Origin of the sequence: Spiroplasma endosymbiont of Seladonia tumulorum, assembly GCF_964020235.1 — a bacterium.
Lineage (GTDB): Bacteria > Bacillota_I > Bacilli_A > Mycoplasmatales > Mycoplasmataceae > Spiroplasma.
Genome location: NZ_OZ026545.1, coordinates 361,610 through 378,767, shown reverse-complemented (window position 1 = coordinate 378,767; position 17,158 = coordinate 361,610). Strand labels below are relative to the sequence as shown.

General features: G+C 24.1%; 28 protein-coding genes and 2 pseudogenes. 12 read left to right on the top strand and 18 right to left on the bottom strand.

Annotated features, from left to right (window positions below):
• The first annotated feature begins 980 nt into the window (after window positions 1-980).
• The 5 genes from AACL22_RS02500 (at window position 981) to AACL22_RS02480 (ending at window position 3,515) form a co-directional block, all read left to right on the top strand.
• Complete coding sequence (locus AACL22_RS02500; protein WP_338988774.1) at window positions 981-1,244, top strand: hypothetical protein; 264 nt, start codon at window positions 981-983, stop codon at window positions 1,242-1,244.
• On the top strand, window positions 1,211-2,137 hold the full coding sequence (locus AACL22_RS02495; RefSeq protein ID WP_338992965.1) for an IS3 family transposase: 927 nt from the start codon (window positions 1,211-1,213) through the stop codon (window positions 2,135-2,137). Before AACL22_RS02500 ends, AACL22_RS02495 begins: the two co-directional genes overlap by 34 nt.
• A 99-nt stretch (window positions 2,138-2,236) precedes the next feature.
• Window positions 2,237-2,761 carry a hypothetical protein gene (locus tag AACL22_RS02490; protein ID WP_338989405.1) on the top strand — a complete coding sequence of 175 codons (525 nt, stop codon included), beginning with the start codon at window positions 2,237-2,239 and terminating at the stop codon, window positions 2,759-2,761.
• A 51-nt stretch (window positions 2,762-2,812) separates the two neighbouring features.
• On the top strand, window positions 2,813-3,331 hold the full coding sequence (locus AACL22_RS02485) for a hypothetical protein (RefSeq protein ID WP_338989403.1): 519 nt from the start codon (window positions 2,813-2,815) through the stop codon (window positions 3,329-3,331).
• A gap of 28 nt (window positions 3,332-3,359) precedes the next feature.
• Window positions 3,360-3,515, top strand: a complete 156-nt coding sequence (locus tag AACL22_RS02480) for a hypothetical protein (protein ID WP_338989401.1) — start codon at window positions 3,360-3,362, stop codon at window positions 3,513-3,515.
• Between the two features lie 30 nt (window positions 3,516-3,545).
• Here AACL22_RS02480 and AACL22_RS02475 read toward each other — a convergent pair whose 3' ends face one another.
• A complete protein-coding gene (locus tag AACL22_RS02475) occupies window positions 3,546-3,698 on the bottom strand; it encodes a hypothetical protein (protein ID WP_338989400.1) in 153 nt (50 codons plus the stop codon).
• A gap of 453 nt (window positions 3,699-4,151) precedes the next feature.
• Here AACL22_RS02475 and AACL22_RS02470 point away from each other — a divergent pair, with 453 nt between their 5' ends.
• The gene (locus AACL22_RS02470; RefSeq protein ID WP_338989398.1) at window positions 4,152-5,486 is read left to right on the top strand and encodes a DEAD/DEAH box helicase; all 1,335 of its coding nucleotides are present in this window, start codon (window positions 4,152-4,154) and stop codon (window positions 5,484-5,486) included.
• A gap of 496 nt (window positions 5,487-5,982) precedes the next feature.
• On the opposite strand, the gene AACL22_RS02465 is transcribed toward AACL22_RS02470, so the two are convergent.
• Entirely contained in the window at window positions 5,983-6,141 is a 159-nt protein-coding gene (locus AACL22_RS02465) for a hypothetical protein (protein ID WP_338989397.1), read from the bottom strand.
• Between the two features lie 147 nt (window positions 6,142-6,288).
• Window positions 6,289-6,771 carry a hypothetical protein gene (locus tag AACL22_RS02460; RefSeq protein ID WP_338989396.1) on the bottom strand — a complete coding sequence of 161 codons (483 nt, stop codon included), beginning with the start codon at window positions 6,769-6,771 and terminating at the stop codon, window positions 6,289-6,291.
• Window positions 6,772-7,192: 421 nt separating this feature from the next.
• Between AACL22_RS02460 and AACL22_RS02455 the strand changes: the two genes are divergently transcribed.
• The 6 genes from AACL22_RS02455 (at window position 7,193) to AACL22_RS02430 (ending at window position 10,033) form a co-directional block, all read left to right on the top strand.
• Window positions 7,193-7,456 (top strand): hypothetical protein, encoded by a 264-nt coding sequence (locus AACL22_RS02455; protein ID WP_338988671.1) that lies wholly within the window; start codon window positions 7,193-7,195, stop codon window positions 7,454-7,456.
• Window positions 7,423-8,310, top strand: coding sequence for an IS3 family transposase (locus AACL22_RS02450; RefSeq protein ID WP_338992963.1), 888 nt, complete (start codon window positions 7,423-7,425; stop codon window positions 8,308-8,310). The genes AACL22_RS02455 and AACL22_RS02450 overlap by 34 nt, the downstream gene beginning before the upstream one ends.
• Before the next feature lie 119 nt (window positions 8,311-8,429).
• Window positions 8,430-8,672 carry a hypothetical protein gene (locus tag AACL22_RS02445; RefSeq protein WP_338989394.1) on the top strand — a complete coding sequence of 81 codons (243 nt, stop codon included), beginning with the start codon at window positions 8,430-8,432 and terminating at the stop codon, window positions 8,670-8,672.
• A gap of 106 nt (window positions 8,673-8,778) precedes the next feature.
• The gene (locus AACL22_RS02440; RefSeq protein WP_338989393.1) at window positions 8,779-9,264 is read left to right on the top strand and encodes a hypothetical protein; all 486 of its coding nucleotides are present in this window, start codon (window positions 8,779-8,781) and stop codon (window positions 9,262-9,264) included.
• An 18-nt stretch (window positions 9,265-9,282) separates the two neighbouring features.
• The gene (locus tag AACL22_RS02435) at window positions 9,283-9,663 is read left to right on the top strand and encodes a hypothetical protein (RefSeq protein ID WP_338989391.1); all 381 of its coding nucleotides are present in this window, start codon (window positions 9,283-9,285) and stop codon (window positions 9,661-9,663) included.
• A gap of 28 nt (window positions 9,664-9,691) precedes the next feature.
• Window positions 9,692-10,033, top strand: coding sequence for a hypothetical protein (locus tag AACL22_RS02430; protein ID WP_338989389.1), 342 nt, complete (start codon window positions 9,692-9,694; stop codon window positions 10,031-10,033).
• On the opposite strand, the gene AACL22_RS02425 is transcribed toward AACL22_RS02430, so the two are convergent.
• The 15 genes and pseudogenes from AACL22_RS02425 to AACL22_RS02355 form a co-directional block, all read right to left on the bottom strand.
• Window positions 10,004-10,093, bottom strand: coding sequence for a lipoprotein (locus tag AACL22_RS02425; RefSeq protein ID WP_338989387.1), 90 nt, complete (start codon window positions 10,091-10,093; stop codon window positions 10,004-10,006). The genes AACL22_RS02430 and AACL22_RS02425 overlap by 30 nt on opposite strands.
• A gap of 52 nt (window positions 10,094-10,145) precedes the next feature.
• Entirely contained in the window at window positions 10,146-10,298 is a 153-nt protein-coding gene (locus AACL22_RS02420) for a hypothetical protein (protein WP_338989386.1), read from the bottom strand.
• Window positions 10,279-10,767, bottom strand: coding sequence for a hypothetical protein (locus AACL22_RS02415; protein WP_338989383.1), 489 nt, complete (start codon window positions 10,765-10,767; stop codon window positions 10,279-10,281). The genes AACL22_RS02420 and AACL22_RS02415 overlap by 20 nt, the downstream gene beginning before the upstream one ends.
• Window positions 10,768-10,849: 82 nt before the next feature.
• On the bottom strand, window positions 10,850-11,674 hold the full coding sequence (locus AACL22_RS02410; protein WP_338989382.1) for a recombinase RecT: 825 nt from the start codon (window positions 11,672-11,674) through the stop codon (window positions 10,850-10,852).
• 1 nt (window position 11,675) lies between these two features.
• Window positions 11,676-12,068 (bottom strand): hypothetical protein, encoded by a 393-nt coding sequence (locus tag AACL22_RS02405; protein ID WP_338989381.1) that lies wholly within the window; start codon window positions 12,066-12,068, stop codon window positions 11,676-11,678.
• A 509-nt stretch (window positions 12,069-12,577) separates the two neighbouring features.
• Window positions 12,578-12,715, bottom strand: coding sequence for a hypothetical protein (locus AACL22_RS02400; RefSeq protein WP_338989380.1), 138 nt, complete (start codon window positions 12,713-12,715; stop codon window positions 12,578-12,580).
• Between the two features lies 1 nt (window position 12,716).
• Window positions 12,717-12,878, bottom strand: a complete 162-nt coding sequence (locus AACL22_RS02395; protein ID WP_338989379.1) for a hypothetical protein — start codon at window positions 12,876-12,878, stop codon at window positions 12,717-12,719.
• Between the two features lie 3 nt (window positions 12,879-12,881).
• Window positions 12,882-13,070 carry a hypothetical protein gene (locus AACL22_RS02390; RefSeq protein ID WP_338989378.1) on the bottom strand — a complete coding sequence of 63 codons (189 nt, stop codon included), beginning with the start codon at window positions 13,068-13,070 and terminating at the stop codon, window positions 12,882-12,884.
• 13 nt (window positions 13,071-13,083) lie between these two features.
• Window positions 13,084-13,242, bottom strand: coding sequence for a hypothetical protein (locus AACL22_RS02385; protein WP_158613866.1), 159 nt, complete (start codon window positions 13,240-13,242; stop codon window positions 13,084-13,086).
• Window positions 13,226-13,360, bottom strand: a complete 135-nt coding sequence (locus AACL22_RS02380; RefSeq protein ID WP_338989374.1) for a hypothetical protein — start codon at window positions 13,358-13,360, stop codon at window positions 13,226-13,228. The genes AACL22_RS02385 and AACL22_RS02380 overlap by 17 nt, the downstream gene beginning before the upstream one ends.
• Window positions 13,361-13,369: 9 nt before the next feature.
• On the bottom strand, window positions 13,370-13,654 hold the full coding sequence (locus tag AACL22_RS02375) for a hypothetical protein (protein WP_338989371.1): 285 nt from the start codon (window positions 13,652-13,654) through the stop codon (window positions 13,370-13,372).
• 520 nt (window positions 13,655-14,174) lie between these two features.
• Window positions 14,175-14,411, bottom strand: coding sequence for a hypothetical protein (locus tag AACL22_RS02370; protein WP_338989369.1), 237 nt, complete (start codon window positions 14,409-14,411; stop codon window positions 14,175-14,177).
• A gap of 86 nt (window positions 14,412-14,497) precedes the next feature.
• Window positions 14,498-14,890, bottom strand: a pseudogene (locus tag AACL22_RS02365) (spiroplasma phage ORF1-like family protein); the annotation flags it as partial.
• A 248-nt stretch (window positions 14,891-15,138) separates the two neighbouring features.
• The gene (locus AACL22_RS02360; protein WP_338989366.1) at window positions 15,139-15,537 is read right to left on the bottom strand and encodes a hypothetical protein; all 399 of its coding nucleotides are present in this window, start codon (window positions 15,535-15,537) and stop codon (window positions 15,139-15,141) included.
• Window positions 15,530-16,360, bottom strand: a pseudogene (locus AACL22_RS02355) (hypothetical protein); the annotation flags it as partial. The pseudogene AACL22_RS02355 and the gene AACL22_RS02360, both read right to left, overlap by 8 nt.
• Between the last annotated feature and the right edge of the window lie 798 nt (window positions 16,361-17,158).

Genomic DNA, 17,158 nt, shown 5'->3' with positions numbered 1-17,158 from the left:
TTAAAGTATTTTTTAAATTAATCTAGATTTTGTAAATTTGTTTTAAAAAAATTAGATTAATTAAAAGTAATAATGCAGTGTTTATCATATTATGCCTTAGTACTTTTTTAAAAAAAATGTCCTTGTTTTTTTCTTAAAAAAAGTTATAAATAAAGTAAGCAGTTGTATTGTTATAAAAATTTATTTACCAAAATTTTATCAAAAAGATGGATATATCAATTATCAAAATAATATTATAAATTTTGTTTATTAAATAATATAGTTAAAAGAATCAGGCAATTAACTAGAAGTTAAACGATAATTAGAAGTTTATTATTTTCGTGTTTTCAAATTTTCTTATTCTGAATATATAACACATAATTTTACTCCCTGATTTAAAAAATATTATTTTTAAATATTTAAGAAAGAAGATAAAACTATGAAAGCATTATTTCTTAAATCTATTAATTATTACTAGTTAGTAATTCCTTTTATATTATCTATTTTTACAAAACTATAAACAATAATTTTAAAGTAAACGAAATAATATAATAACTAGTTAGCACTAATCAAAATGTTAATTAAGAAAATATGATATTTTAGAAATTATTAAAAGTTGATTTAAATACTAAAACAAAAAAGAAAGTCATTTAAGTTTCTAACATTTGTATAATTCGATTATCTCTTAATTATTTTTGTTGCTAATTCAATTGGTACAAGTAAATTTTTAGCAATTGCGGTATTAAAACCATCTTAGTTTTATTACTAAGTTATCACAAAATAAAATTATAAATTTAGTAATGAAATAAAATTAAATTTACTAACAAAAAAGTATTACTCCCTATTGGACTTAAATAATATTTCTAACTTTTAAAAATAATAATAAATTTAAAAACTTCCTTTGAAAAATAGAAAAAATATTAATTATCTAGAGTGCACCCAAAAAAGTAAGTAAAATAAAAAAAGATTTTGCTAAATTTTTATAGGGGGTGCATTTTTATATGGCAAAAAAAGGACAAAAATATAACAAATATACATCAGAATTTAGAACAAAAATCATTGAGGAAATTAAACAAAAAAGTTGTTGAATAGTAGCAAAACAATATAATATAAATGCAAATACAGTAGAATCTTGATGAGCAAATCATAAAAAAGGAAAATTAAACAATCCTAAAGGACCTAAAATTTCTTTTGCCAAAAGAAATTTAGAATATTATAAAACAAGGTATGAATTATTAAAAAAGCTCCATGACTTTTACAATTAAGCAAACTAAGAATTGTCTCTTTTATTAAACAAAATTTTTGTGAATATTCAATAAAATTATTACTAGAAGTAACAGGGTTAAAACGTAGTTATTGAGATAAATATAAAAATTATGACAGTAGCAAAAAAGATAAAAAAGCAATAAATGATATTGTAAAAGTCTATGAAGAAAATTTAAAACAATTTGGTTATCGAAGAATTACTAAATATTTAAAGGAAGATTATGGTATAAAATATAATTCAAAAAAAGTTTTAAGAATTATGCGTGATAATCAAATACAATCTGAATATGTAAGAAAAATGAGAAGAAAAATGAAATATAAACAGAATAAAGAAAAAAGCTTATTGCAATATCCTGATTTAATTAATCGTAAATTCAATGATATAAAAACAAGGTTTTCAGTACTATATACTGATGTAACATATTTAATTTGAAAAGGAGAAAGATATTATCAATCAACAATTATTGATGGATATACTAAAGAAATAGTTGATGTAAAGTGATCTAAATATAATGACAATAAATTAGTAATGGATAATTTAAATGATGCAATTAATAAAATAAAATTAATAAAAAAAGATCTGAATGGAATAATAATTCACTCAGATCACGGATATCAATATACATCCACTATTTATCACGATAAATGTTTATCTAACGGTATTACAATTTCAATGGGAAAAAATTACCACTGTGCAGATAATATTGTTATAGAAAGTTTTCATTCATTACTTAAGAAAGCTACAATCCATAATAAAATATATAATTCACATGAAGAATATATACAAGATGTTATAAAATGAAATACATGATATTCAAATCGTAAAGAAAAAGATATAATTAAAAAAAGTAAATACTTTTTATTAGTACTTACTAAAATGGGTGCACTCTAATCCATTCCTTTTATATATAACTTCAGATAAAAAAGAAATAATATTTAAGTCCTTATTTTATATTGATTAATTTAATGTTTAAGAAAGGATAGAAAACAAATGAAGGTTACACCAATTATTTTAGGAACATTAGGAGCTATTAGTAGTGTAATACCTGCAATTAATACATTTAATACAAGTATAAATCCAACTACCGTTGAAGTAAGTAGTATAAAATCAAATAGTGATAATTTATGAAATAATTCATTCCGTGAACAAATTGAAAATATGAAAAATGAACTTGATAATATGGATAGTTCACTTACTAATTCAAGCAAAATATTAGAAGATCTTAATCAAGAATCATCAATAATTTCAATGGATGATTTGCAAGAAATTTTTAATGCAATAATGGGTGAAAATGATAGCGAAGATATTATTGCAGAAACAATTCAAAGTGGTTTTGCAGAAGCGAGTTATGACAGTATTATCGTTAAAGAAACAATTGAAAGTGATCTTTTAACTGGTTCATTAGGAACAGTGTTAGTTTATTCTGGTCAAAAAGTACAAACAGCAGATACTCGTGATAGTTTTTATTTATATGGTAATAATCAACACTATTTAAAAAGTTGACTATCTTTTTAACATAACAATTTTTAAAACACGATAATTTTATATAAGAAAGGATAATTAAATATGAAAAAACTAATAGTTATTTTTGGAGCATTAGGACTTAGCAGTAGTGGCTTAAGTGGGGTATTAATGGCAACTCCTGCTTTAAATCCTTCAAATCAAACTGTATCACAAGAATTTATTATGAAAGATATTATTGGGGATATATCAAATTCAGAATTAGTACCATCAAATGTTTACTCGTTATTAAATTCAGATAAGAAACCATCTAAAGTTAAAACTAATTCTGGTTTTAAAATGTTGAAAAAATTTCAGAATTTTACTAAAAAAGCATATAAAGAATTTAAAGCAGATGCTAAAAGTCTTGGCAAAAAAATTGGAAAAGAGCTTAAAGCGACTGAAAAAACTGTTGTAAACAAAATTGTTGCAACTGAAAAAATCCTTGGTAAAAAAATTACCCCGCCTAAAGCTATTGAAACAGGGCTAGATAAAGTTGAAAAAATATCGGAAACTGGTATTAAAGATATTGTAAAAAGAAACCATGGGATTAAAAACTTTTTTACAAAAAAACTAATAAAGTAAAAAAGTTGTTAATAGTGGATTCCAACGGATGAAAAATATTGGTAACACTGCTGAAACATTTTTAAAAGAAAAGGGTAAAAGTATTGAAAAAATAGGTAAAAATACTTTACAAGGGATCAAAACAACAGGGACTGCTGTTAAAACCTTTGCAAAAAAGAGGGTAAGAATTTTAAAATTTTTCTAAAAACTCACGGTAAAAATATTAAGACAGGAATTAAAAAAGGAGCAGTTTTAGCTTATAAAGGGCTAAAAAAAGCACCACGCGAATATTAGGACAAGTAATAGGTCAATTTACTAATGGTTTAGTATGTGCTTTATTTGGACTTGCGCCAGGATCAATAGGAATAGTATTAGGTTCAGCAGCCATTGGCGCAGTTGGCTACTATGCTTACAATCATCCTGATGAAGCGAAAAGTTTTGCTAATTCAGTGATTGATACAACAAAGAATACTGCATCTTCAACAGTTCAGTTTTTAAAAACTTGATGACCATTTTAAGATTTTTATCTAAAAATAAATAAAAAAAGCAATTTATGAATATGTTAAAAAAATAGACATATAAAAAGTAAGTTATAGGAATGATTTTCTGTATTCAATGGGATTCATTCCTTTTAATTTTGCTTGTTATTCTAAAATTATAATAAAATTCTTTTTAATTTCTAGGAAAAATGCTTTATTTTATTAAGTTTTTAAGATATAATTAACAAGTTGTTAAACTTTAATTTATTCTGTTATCTAAAATAATATTAATATGTAAATTCAACAGCTGTAATGTTAAAAAAACAACTAAACTATTTATACTAAATTTTAAAGGAGACTAAATGAATTTTAATACATTAAATTTATACCCAGCATTACAACGAATGATTGTTAAAATGGGTTATACTAACCTAACTGAAATCCAAAAAAAAGCTATTCCAGTGGCTCTTAATAATCAAGATATTATTGGTAAAAGTCATACGGGAACTGGTAAAACTGTAGCTTTTATTTTGCCAATTTTACAAAACTTAAATACGCACTTAAAACAACCACAAGCGATTATTTTATGCCCAACCCATGAATTAGCGAGCCAAATAATTGACCAGGTTCGAAAATTAGCAACTTATTTGGAAAGTGTAAATGCAACCTTAATTTGTGGTGGTTCACATATCCAACGTCAAATTTATGCTTTACGAAAAAGTAATATTATTGTGGGAACTCCGGGACGAATTGCTGATCATATTAATCGTAAAACATTACGATTAGATAAAATTAAAACAATTGTTTTAGATGAAGCTGATGAAATGTTAAAAATGGGATTTAAAAATGATCTTGATAAAGTATTTCAAAATGCTCCTAAACAATATCAAATATTATTATTTTCAGCAACAATGTCAAAACAAGTATTAGAAATTGCTAATAACTATCAAAATAATCCTGTTGAAATTGTTGTTACAAAAAATGTTATTGAGCAAAATAATATTAGACAGCAATATGTAAATGCATTGTCTTATCATAAGGAAGATGTTTTAATAGCATTATATAAACATTTGCAACCAAAACGAAGTATTATTTTTTCAAATACAAAAGTTTTTACTAATAAAATTGCTGAAATGTTAACAAATAATGGTATTCCTTGTTGTGTCATTAATGGTGATAAAAGTCGTTATGAACGAGGACAGGCAATGCGTTTATTTCGGGATGGTAAAGTACAAGTTATGGTTGCCACTGATGTTGCGGCACGAGGAATTGATATTGATAATATTGATTATGTTATTAATTACGATATTCCAATAGAACGAGAAAGCTATATTCATCGGATTGGAAGAACAGCACGTGCTGGTGCTACTGGTGTAGCAATATCAATTGTTTCAAATCGTAATGATTTAAGAGAAATTCAACATTTGGGTACATATCAAAAGAAAAAAATTGAGTTATTAGATATTACAACATATGATTTAAAACAAAAACCACAAGGAACAAAAAACATTAGTTCTAGTAATAAAAAAGCAACTTTTAATCAAAAAAATAATAGTTTTAAATATGAGTATTCATATTTAGATAATAAAAAGAACCAATCTAATGCAAAAAAGAAATTTAATACCCAAGGTAATAAAAAATGAAAACAAAAAAAACAAAAATTTGATAAATCTAATTTTAGTTTTAATCGAATTTAAGTTTGCTTATTTTTTAAGAAAATAAAAACAATAAAACAACTTTTTATAAGTTGTTTTTTATTTATTATTATTTTATATAAAGTAATAATTTAATTTTTAACTAGTATGATAAATTTAAAATCTATTGCTAATTTAAATTAAATGTTATAGAATAAAAACCGTATATGATTTTAAAAAATAAGTATTATGGTTTAAAATAAATTGCCTTAATTGAATAAGAAAGAAAAACAGAATGGAAATTACTGTAGAAATTAAAAGAGCATTAAAAACGGGAGTGTTGCATATAAACGGGTATTACTTAATTTATTTAAAAATAAGAAACTTTTTTCTTTGTATAGTGTAAGTGCAATTAGTTATTTCCTACTCTTATTAATTAAAATAATAGCACTTAAAAATAAGTTTACAAGTATTTTTAAATTATTTTTTTAATTTATTTAAAATTAGTATATTTGGGCACACTAAAAAATAATTTATTAAGTTTTTTTATTTAATAAATTTATTTAATATATTTATTAAATAACTGTGTTGGTGTTTCTCAATTTAAACAAGGTCTTATCTTATCATTAATTGTATTAATTATTCAATCTATTTTATCTTGTTTAATAATTCTAAAATCAGTACTTTTTGATAATTCTCGCCTTATATCTCTTTTCATTCTTTCTACAATTGGTTTTGTGTAGGACTACCTTTATCACAAAAATATACATTTGTTTTAAGATGTTTTTCAATATCTTTTCAATTTCAAAATTCTTTTCCTTGATCAGCTATAATTCCCTTTAAATGTTTTTTTAAAAGTTTATTTTTAAAAATTTGTTTTAAAGTTTCTAATACTTTTGTTGAATTTTTTTCTTTTTTTAAAAAAGGTAAATTTAGTAAATTCTTCTGTTAATGTTAAACATGCTGATTTCTTATCTTTACCAACAATAGTATCCATTTGAAATCAACCAAAAGTACCTTTTTCATGTTTTGTTTGTTTAATAGTTTTAAAATCATTGCTTAAATTACCACGTTTATATTTTTTCTCTTTATGTATCTTTTTTTTACTATGAAAATACAAATTACGTTTATTTAAACCAAATAAACCTAAATAAATATATTTATAAAGTGTTTTAAAACACATAGGGAATTTATCATTAAATTCAATTTCATATAATTTACATATTTGTTTAGGTGTATAATGAAATTTATTAAATTTTTCATCTAATCATAATATTTGTTTAAAAATTAAAGTAGTTTTCTTTTTACAATTTTTACGATTTTCTAAATATCGTTTATGTTCTTGCATAGGATGATATCGTTTAATATGTTTATAATGTTTTAAGTGATATTTATAAGAGTGCCATTTTTTTCTTAAAAATATCAAATTCTAACGCTTCTTTTAAATTACATCTTTCAATAAAACTTAAATGTTTAAACTTTTTCATTTTTTCCCACCCTTTCTTAAAATATTTACATAATACAATAAAAAAAATAAAAGTAAATTATTGACATTAAATTTAATGATGATAAGATAATATTGTAAATCTAAAAAGGCAGAATTTTTCTACTCTTAACCGGTTTTAGAAAATTACAAAAATATAGACTTGCAAAAGTCTTTTTTTATGTAAAATATAGATAATAAAAAAAGAACTTGTTAGAGTGCACCCCAAAAAGTAAGTAAAATAAAAAAAGATTTTGCTAAATTTTTATAGGGGGTGCATTTTTATATGGCAAAAAAAGGACAAAAATATAACAAATATACATCAGAATTTAGAACAAAAATCATTGAGGAAATTAAACAAAAAAGTTGTTGAATAGTAGCAAAACAATATAATATAAATGCAAATACAGTAGAATCTTGATGAGCAAATCATAAAAAAGGAAAATTAAACAATCCTAAAGGACCTAAAATTTCTTTTGGCAAAAGAAATTTAGAATATTATAAAACAAGGTATGAATTATTAAAAAAGCTCCATGACTTTTACAATTAAGCAAACTAAGAATTGTCTCTTTTATTAAACAAAATTTTTGTGAATATTCAATAAAATTATTACTAGAAGTAACAGGGTTAAAACGTAGTTATTGAGATAAATATAAAAATTATGACAGTAGCAAAAAAGATAAAAAAGCAATAAATGATATTGTAAAAGTCTATGAAGAAAATTTAAAACAATTTGGTTATCGAAGAATTACTAAATATTTAAAGGAAGATTATGATATAAAATATAATTCAAAAAAAGTTTTAAGAATTATGCGTGATAATCAAATACAATCTGAATATGTAAGAAAAATGAGAAGAAAAATGAAATATAAACAGAATAAAGAAAAAAGCTTATTGCAATATCCTGATTTAATTAATCGTAAATTCAATGATATAAAAACAAGGTTTTCAGTACTATATACTGATGTAACATATTTAATTTGAAAAGGAGAAAGATATTATCAATCAACAATTATTGATGGATATACTAAAGAAATAGTTGATGTAAAGTGATCTAAATATAATGACAATAAATTAGTAATGGATAATTTAAATGATGCAATTAATAAAATAAAATTAATAAAAAAAGATCTGAATGGAATAATAATTCACTCAGATCACGGATATCAATATACATCCACTATTTATCACGATAAATGTTTATCTAACGGTATTGCAATTTCAATGGGAAAAAATTACCACTGTGCAGATAATATTGTTATAGAAAGTTTTCATTCATTACTTAAGAAAGCTACAATCCATAATAAAATATATAATTCACATGAAGAATATATACAAGATGTTATAAAATGAAATACATGATATTCAAATCGTAAAGAAAAAGATATAATTAAAAAAAAGTAAATACTTTTTATTAGTACTTACTAAAATGGGTGCACTCTATGTTGAGAGTTCTTTTATACATTAATACAGTTTTTTACTCTTTTATTTAATCATATTGTTTAAATAATAGCAATTTTAATATGCAAAAAGGAGTAAAAAATGGCCAAAAAATTCCAAATTGTAAAAGAAAGGTATTTGCAAGATTAAAAAAAGATAAAAATGGTGATTTAGTAAGAAAAATGCAAGATGATTGACCAGTGCAATTATGTATTAGTCATTTTAAAGAGTTTCAAATTAAAATGAATGAAACTATTTTATATATGGAACAAAAAAATAAAGAGTATAAAGATATGATTAACACAATGATTGTAAAAAAGAATTAAATTATGGTATGATATTTATATAAGGTTAATCTTCCTTTTATAAAAGAGTCTTACCTATAATTTGTTAAAAGTGTTAATCCTACACTCGAATAAGGAGCGAAAAATAATGGCAAATTTAGAAAAAATTAAAGAAATTTTAGAAATTGATGATGAAAAAGCGAAAGCAGTTAATGAATTATTATCTGCTCAGGCTAAACAAATTCGTGAATCAATTAAAAATCGTGAAGATGTAGTTGATAAAACAGATTTTGAAATTGTTAATACTCAATTACAAGAATTAAAAAATAAAAGTGATTTATTAGAAAATGAATTATATTTAAAAAATTTTACAGATAAAGATAAAAAGATTATTTCTTCGTTAATTAATAATGATGAATATAAAGATTTATCTAAACAAGAAAGAATAAACAAAATAGCAGAAGAATATAATATTAATTCAGTAGATGGTACTGTTGATGGTGGGTCAGTTATTGACCAAATGCTAAAAAGAAGTGAAGAAATTAAATCTAATCGCTTAGAAGAAATTAAGAAAAATGGTGCTAAAACTGATCAAGATATTATTGATTATGCTAAAAGTTTAACATGACAATAATAAGGAGGATAATAACCTATGGCAAAAGTAGGTGGAAAATCAAGTGTTGCATTACCAACAGTTTTTCAAGTTGGTGGTAATACTGCAACAGAAAAAGCAATTGGAGATATTGCTGTTTTACAAATTAAAAAGATTTTAGAAGCAGATAGTGAATATATTGATGCTACTGAAATGATGATGTTAACTGCTCAACAAGTGTCTATGGCAGAAGGTTTTGAAGCAGGACAATATGTATTCCCAGAGCGTATGGTTTGGGGTAATGATTATGATAAAGATTCTGGAATGAAACAACAATCCGTAGCAGTGCGAAGAGCAACTGTTATGATGGATCAAATGTTAACATTTAAATATGATGTTCCTACATTTGATGTTGTTCGTTTTTTTGGAATCACCAGTTAAAGTACGAACTACTACAATTGGAGAGTGAATGAAAACAATTACTCGTAATTGATATTCAAATATGAATGCAATTTATTTACAAGGTGTTGTAGATTCATGTATTGCAACAGGTCAATTTATTAAATTATCTATTCCAAAAGATACTGATACAGCACAAGAAACATTTTATAAAATTAATGATATTTCAATTAATTTAGTACAAAAAGTAAATGCTTTAATGTTTGGTACTAAAAAAGACGATTTAATGGTACATGTTGCAATGCCAGCATTTGCTCAATTTACAAAAGCATATACTAAAATTTTAGACCAAATGGGAGCAGATACATTAGCAACTGGTCAATTATGGAAAAAAATGATTGTAAGCAATTAAACTTGTTGTACTTGTTGCTACTAATGAAATTGTTCCTATTATACTTAATAATTTTTTCATTCCTATTAACCCTCTTTCTATTAATTTCTTACATTATATATACAAGGTTAAGTTAGTTAGAATTATTATCTTTATCACTTTTGTTGTGACTTATATAAAAATTAATAAGATATTCGATTCGTTGTGAATAAGTAAAGTCATTAAATTCATTTCAAACTTTTTCTTGGTTTTCATTTAAGTAAATATTAACCCTTATAATTAGCAATAATAATGGCATCTCGTAAATGATTACTAATTTTGTCATTATTATATTTTCAACCTTTACCATATTGATAAGTTAAATTACTATCAATTCCCCAATAAATTTTATTTCCATAATACTTACTTTCATTTTCTATATTTTTAACAACTGATTTAGTATGGCGTGGTGAAACATTAGCAATATATCCTTGTGTTTCTAACGAACCTAATAATTTCAATAAATCATCTCTATCTTTTGAGCCATTGGCATTTGTATATAAACAATTTTCTATAAAAACTAAATATTCTAGTTTATGATTATTTGATAATATTTTCCAAAATGGTTTTTCATTTTTTAAATAATTTATAATAAATTTAGAATGTTTTTTTCAATATTTATTTATAAACTCTTGTTTATCTAATAAGATATTATTTTCAAAAACAACAATAGCCGTAGTACCAGATCCAGAAGGGTCAATACCTATTTTTATCATGCGTATACATCCTCATTATTGTTAATTGCTGGTACTACATTAGAGATATCTTCTTCTTTAACTACATTATCGTTTGTGTACGCTATTTCATCATTACATGGGGTAAATTTATATTATTTGATAATGGTTCATGGCTCATATGCCCCTGATTTTTAACGATATTACTATCATTATCAATATAAATCTTTTCATCATTAGTTGTAATAACTGCTTGATCTGATTTATATGCTTGTTGTAATTCAACTGACATAATACCTCATTTTCTTAATAATGATTTTAATACTGTTTTTAATGCCATTTCATCAAAAGTAGCAATCATAAACTTTTTATTTTTAGCATAAGTTTTAGAATATTTCATAAAATGATTTTCCATTTGTTCTCTTGTCATATATAAAGTTTTTTCAAAACCATTAACCATTTTAAAATATGCTGCATAACCTATAATTGGTAATTTTTCTCGTTCATCTTCATTTTGTATTCAATTAAAACTAGTTCCTTTTAAACGATCATAATTTATTAATTCACCATCTTTGACATCAGATACTGACATATCTAAATATTGACCGCTTCTTTGGGCTAATTGAATATAACCTTTATAACCCATTTGAAATTGTGCTTGAATAACTCATTCTTGTATTTCGCGACCATTAATAATTCTTGTTATTTTAGTATTATATGGAACTACATAAGTATATCCAAATTGTTTTTCCATCGGTAAGTTTAATAATACTCCTTGATAACAAGCAGTCATAATTGTTTTTGGATTTGCTTTTTGTAACAATTCATTACTATTTGTTATTGCTATCAAATTACTTTTAAATCTTACAATTTCATTTTCATTTGAAAATTTACTTTTAATTCAATCACTTGCTACATCTGTTCTTAAAAATTCTACTATATTTGCCATTTTATTTCACTCCTTTAATTTGAATATTTATTCCTTTAATACCAATTACTTTATTTTCTGTATTTATATCTCATTGTGCTTTAATTATGTTTTTAACTAACTTTTCATCAACAATTAAATATTTAATTAGTTGTTTTAATTCATATTGATTAGCATTTTCTACAAAATCATCATCAATTCCAATTATTTCAATATCTTTAACTAATAATTTTTCTTTACGAAAATTACTAGTAATAATTTTTAATTCTTGCACTTGTTTTGCTACACTTTTAATTTTTAAAAATTGTTCTTTTTTATGATTTTCAATAATTTCATTTTGTTTTTGAAATTGAATATTAATAACACTATTTTTTAAAGAATCATGATTACTTTTAATATTATTTTCTAAATTCAAAACATCTTTTCTAATAAAATTTAATTCATCTTTAAAATTTTTTATTAATTCTAAAGGTTCTCTAAAAATATAATCAATTTTTGAAACTATTAATTTTAAATCTTTTAATGATTGTGATTTATATTCTCCATTTATTAATCAAGCTTGTTGTCGATATATAAATTCTGCTAATTCTTGTCCATTTTCATCAATTTATTTTTTAATTGTTAATGCTTTTAAACTTAATTCTTTAAAATCAGAACCTTTTATATAAAACGGAAATGTAATATTATTTACTGTATTTTTTACAATATCACTCATTATTTATCCTCCTTACTAGGTAATTTGTCATATTTTGAACTGTCAACTAATATTCAATCGATAAAACCTGTTGAATATGGATTTTTGTAAAAATCTTCTTTATATAATTGTTGTTGATCAATTTTTTTATCTTTTTCAGCAAGTTTTTTTTAAGTGTTTTATTTTCTTCTTTTAGTTTGTTAAATTTAATTGATTCTGTTATAGTCATTTTAAAGTTCCTCCAAATTCTTTTCTTCAATTAAAGTATCAATATATTCATAAGCACTTTCTTCTGAATGACATTCTTCTAATGCATCATTAAATAAATCTTCTTCGGTATAAACCTTACCATCTTCATCTTTTCACATATTATTCACATCCTTTTCATTTAATATTTTCATTTTCTAAATCAATAATTACTGTTGGATAATACTTTTCATTTTTAGCAGTTATTTTTGCTTCTTCAAAAGTATAAAATGAATATGTAGTTAAATATTCATTTTTAATAATTAATAAGTATCTTTTAGTCATAATTTATTCCTCCGAATTCTTTTTATTTACAATTAAATTTTCTAATTGATAAATTTTTAATCAATGTTCTTCACATAATATAATTTCTTTTTTATAACCTAAATTTCACTCTAATTTATCACCAATTTTTTCAATATAATTATTTCCAAAATAAGCATTTTTATTATTACAATTAATTTTTTGATATTTCATAGGTTAGTTTCTCCTAATTTTGTTTTCCTAATGCTCAATGCTCATCAGTCATATCTTCAAATGATACTGGATAACTTTTAAGCATTAATTCTTGTAATTTATTTTTTTGATCGCATTTTGAACAATAACCTCAATATCTTTGTTTAAGACAAGTTTTATTTAACTTTTTCATATTTATTTAATTCCTTACTATTTTCTATTCTTGCTCTTTCTTTAGCACGCTCAATTTTTTTCTTATGTAATTGCTTTTTACTTAAAAACTTTCAAGGTTTTTTATTTAACTTTTTCATATAAACCTCCTAAATTACTCCTTTAATTTTTTGGTCAATTTGTAATATTCTTCAACCATCTGATGCTAAATCTAAAATATCGTTAATTTTGTAATGTTGCATATATGAAACAATAACATCTCACTTGTCTTTAAATAAATTTAAGTACATTTTGGCTCATTCTAAACATTGCAAATCATAATGCTTTTTATGATGTGAAATACGACAATTAATAGGTTGACAATTAACTCAATCAAATGATGTTGTTATTTCATTTCAAGTTTTATTAATATATTTACTTTTATATTCTGTCATTATAATTCCTCTTAGTTTTAACTCGCTGGCACTCACTCCCAAGTGAAAGTGCCAAGCGAGAATTAGTTATATAAGTATTTATCTATTTATTTACTACGCCATCCGCTTCACTGGGGTGAGCGGTGGCGGTATGTTAATTATTTGAATGTTTAATAATACACAGTTGTTTTTTTAATATTGACGCCAGACATATATATGTCTTCCTTTTTCCGTGCCCATTTGTGCTTTCGCTCTGGGATTTGACGCTCAGTTTTTGAAATTAAATTTACTCGCACCCATGCAAAGGACCGAATGCTAAACGCAAATTTAATTGTTTGTGTCACCATCTCAATATTTATTGTCGTTTGATGTTAGCCTTGGACACATCACGACTATCGCTTAGTTCTAATGAACCAGCGTCGATTTACATATTTCCTCATACACTGTTTTCAGTACTCGCCTCGGCTGGCTGTGAGAATGAGTATAAACTCATGTTCTTATGGAAGCACTTAGTTATTTAAAATAACCGCCCCACTCTGCATTAAGTTGTTTTGTAAAATTTAAGTTTTAAAAACCCAGTTTCTCAATCAAAGATAATTTTTGAATTTTCTAAACGTTTATAAAACCGCTTTTGTGTTTTATCTTTTACTTTATTCAATAAATCTTTATGTTTTTCACAAGTTCATAAAACTTTATTTGATAAAAATTCTTCGGTAATGAATGATATTACTTTATAACAATCATTAACATCACATATTTTTTGTTGCTTAATTATCATTACCTCCTTTTAGGAGTTGTTTTATTTCAAATAAAAAAACAACCCTTTAATAAGAGTTGTTTTGTTCTAATTGGTTTACACTATACAACATCATAGAATTTATCAATGTTATATTGTTTAACATAACTATCTCAATTTTTATATAAATCCATAAATTCATCACTAGGTTTATCAAATGAAATTCCGGTTGAATAACTATCCTTTAAAAAATCTAAATATCACTTATCATTATAAGTTAATGATTGTGATGTTTTTAAAGTCGGATTAATAAAGTAATTTGTTTCTGACCAATTTTCAAAAAAACTACTGCGTAAAAACATTGTATTAATAAAATCTGTTTCATTCATTCCTGTTGATTGTTGCTTAACATTATAACTTTGTTGATTTAGAGGTTTAAACGCTGTTAAAGTAATCAAAGGAATAACTAAGCTTAAAATATCTAAAATAAATATTGAAAATAAAGATATTGTTTTTTTCATATTTAACTACTCCTAACTATAAAATGTTTTTGAAACAATAAACCCAACTATATATAAACTTGATATCGTTAACATTAGTGGATGACTAAATAAAATTACCATTTTGCCAAACAAAGAAAGTAAAAAAGTATCAGAATTATATAAATCCATAATAATATTTTTTGCTGATGTCAACTGATTAATAATAACCGTAATAAATCCGGTTCCAAATATAACGATTGCCGCTACTAAAAAAACTAATCTAATCATTATTTATTCACCCTTCGATATCCTTGTTCTCTTGTTTTTGCTTGTTTAGCTAAACTTGATAATTGTTGTTTATTACGATTAATTTTAAATTGTTTACGTTCTTCAACATGTTTTTGTATACCTTGTTTGGTATCTAAAACTCCACAAGCTGTTGAAGAATATAATTTTGATGTACTATTTTGAGCAATTAAACCTAATTCATTATATTGTGTTGATGTACAATGAATAGCATAAATTGTTAATTTAATAACCATAAAAAAGATCACAAAATAAGTAATCGTTGTTTTTGTCATTGGCAATTTAGTATTTCAAATCACATCAAAAATAAACAAAAATACATCAAAAATAAAACTAAAAATTTTGTCTCAATTACTACTTTCTGATAATAAATTAATCATCTTTACCACTTCCTTTTTCTTTTTTAGGTTTTAAATTCTTTTTCAAAATATCAATATCAAACAATTCTAAGCGTTGTTTATTATTTAATTTTGATATATCTTTTCAAAAGTATTCTTTTTTATTAACAACCTCATCGTTTTTCAAATCACGAACAAAACTTAATTAATAACTATCGTATTTATTAGCAAATTCAAGCGGAATAATTATCTTAAAAAACCGAATTCCTAATCCAACATCCGACTTATGTTTTGCTCGTTTACCTTCTGACAATCGTTCAACTGATTTTGTTTTTCAAATTTCATAATCAGTAATATCTTGAAAAATACCAATTCGCATAATAAAAAAACGATTAAAAATATTAAATCTCTTTTTAACAATTGGTTTTTTAAGTGAAATTGGAATAATAATACCACTTGCTAATTGCCTAATATTGTTTCAAATCATACCCTCACGCTGAGCAGTAAACAAAGCACGATGTCCAAAATGTCTTGCTAATACAATTCAAGGGATTTTACCACGATGAGTTACTTTTTTATCATGCGGACTTGTCCCATCAATGTACAAAAAACTTTCATCAAACAAAATTAAACTATCATCTGGAGGAACTGGTTTTGTTCGATCAGTAAAATCCAAATTTTTAAATGTTAAAACTTTAACCTTGTCATCTTCTAATGGATAATTAATATAAATTTCATCTGTTAATAATTTCATAGACTGAGACAAATAAGTTAAAAGTAATGTTTTACCTGTTCCTAACTTACCAATGATAACTGACAAAGGGTTATCTCAAACAAAATCAACTAACCTAAATGCATTTAACTGGCGTCCTGTACGATGAACCGGCAAAAAACAACTCTTGTGAGATTGTTTTTTTTTATTTTTATATTAAAAAACATAAATTTATTTGCATTATTCATCGGATAGTATCTTTAAATTTAGAACTTTTATCATAAAAAAACAGATTAAATTCTGTTTTCCCTACACAAAATAAACAATATTTTTATAAATCCTTTCAATAAAGGTATTATCCGATGAATAATGCGGCACTTAAAATTTAATATTTTGATGCTTAAAGATGAATAACTCATCTATGGCACGAAGCCTTAAAGAAAGTGTGAAAGCGATTGGATTTACTACTCCTATTTATTTCTTTAATTCTCGGCAAGATTAATCACTTGCGAAATGTCAGAGCGCGTGTTTTTTGCTTGTTTTCATAAAAAGAGTGCTGTTAAACCGAAAAAACAATATCGGACACTAAAAAAAACAAGAGGGTTGGAACTCCAAAAGGTTATTTTCTTTATATAAAGTTGTCTAGGGATGGATGAAGCGTAATTAATAACTGGGTAAACTGTTTCTTTGTTTATTTCCGTATGGGGGTAAACTCTATCAAAATATCTTATCCCGCCCCCGCTCACCTTCAAAGTGAAGCGGGGGCGAAGTAATTAAATACTAAAATAAATTATTTACTAAATATCAAAATATTAACCAATAAAGGAATATTATGTTTTTTACAGAAAGGAAAATATTTGATGAAAAAATGAAATAAAAAAATTAAAAATAAATTACAAGAATTAATGATACGAGCTTATCTAGTAACGGTAAATGATATTAATGATGAAA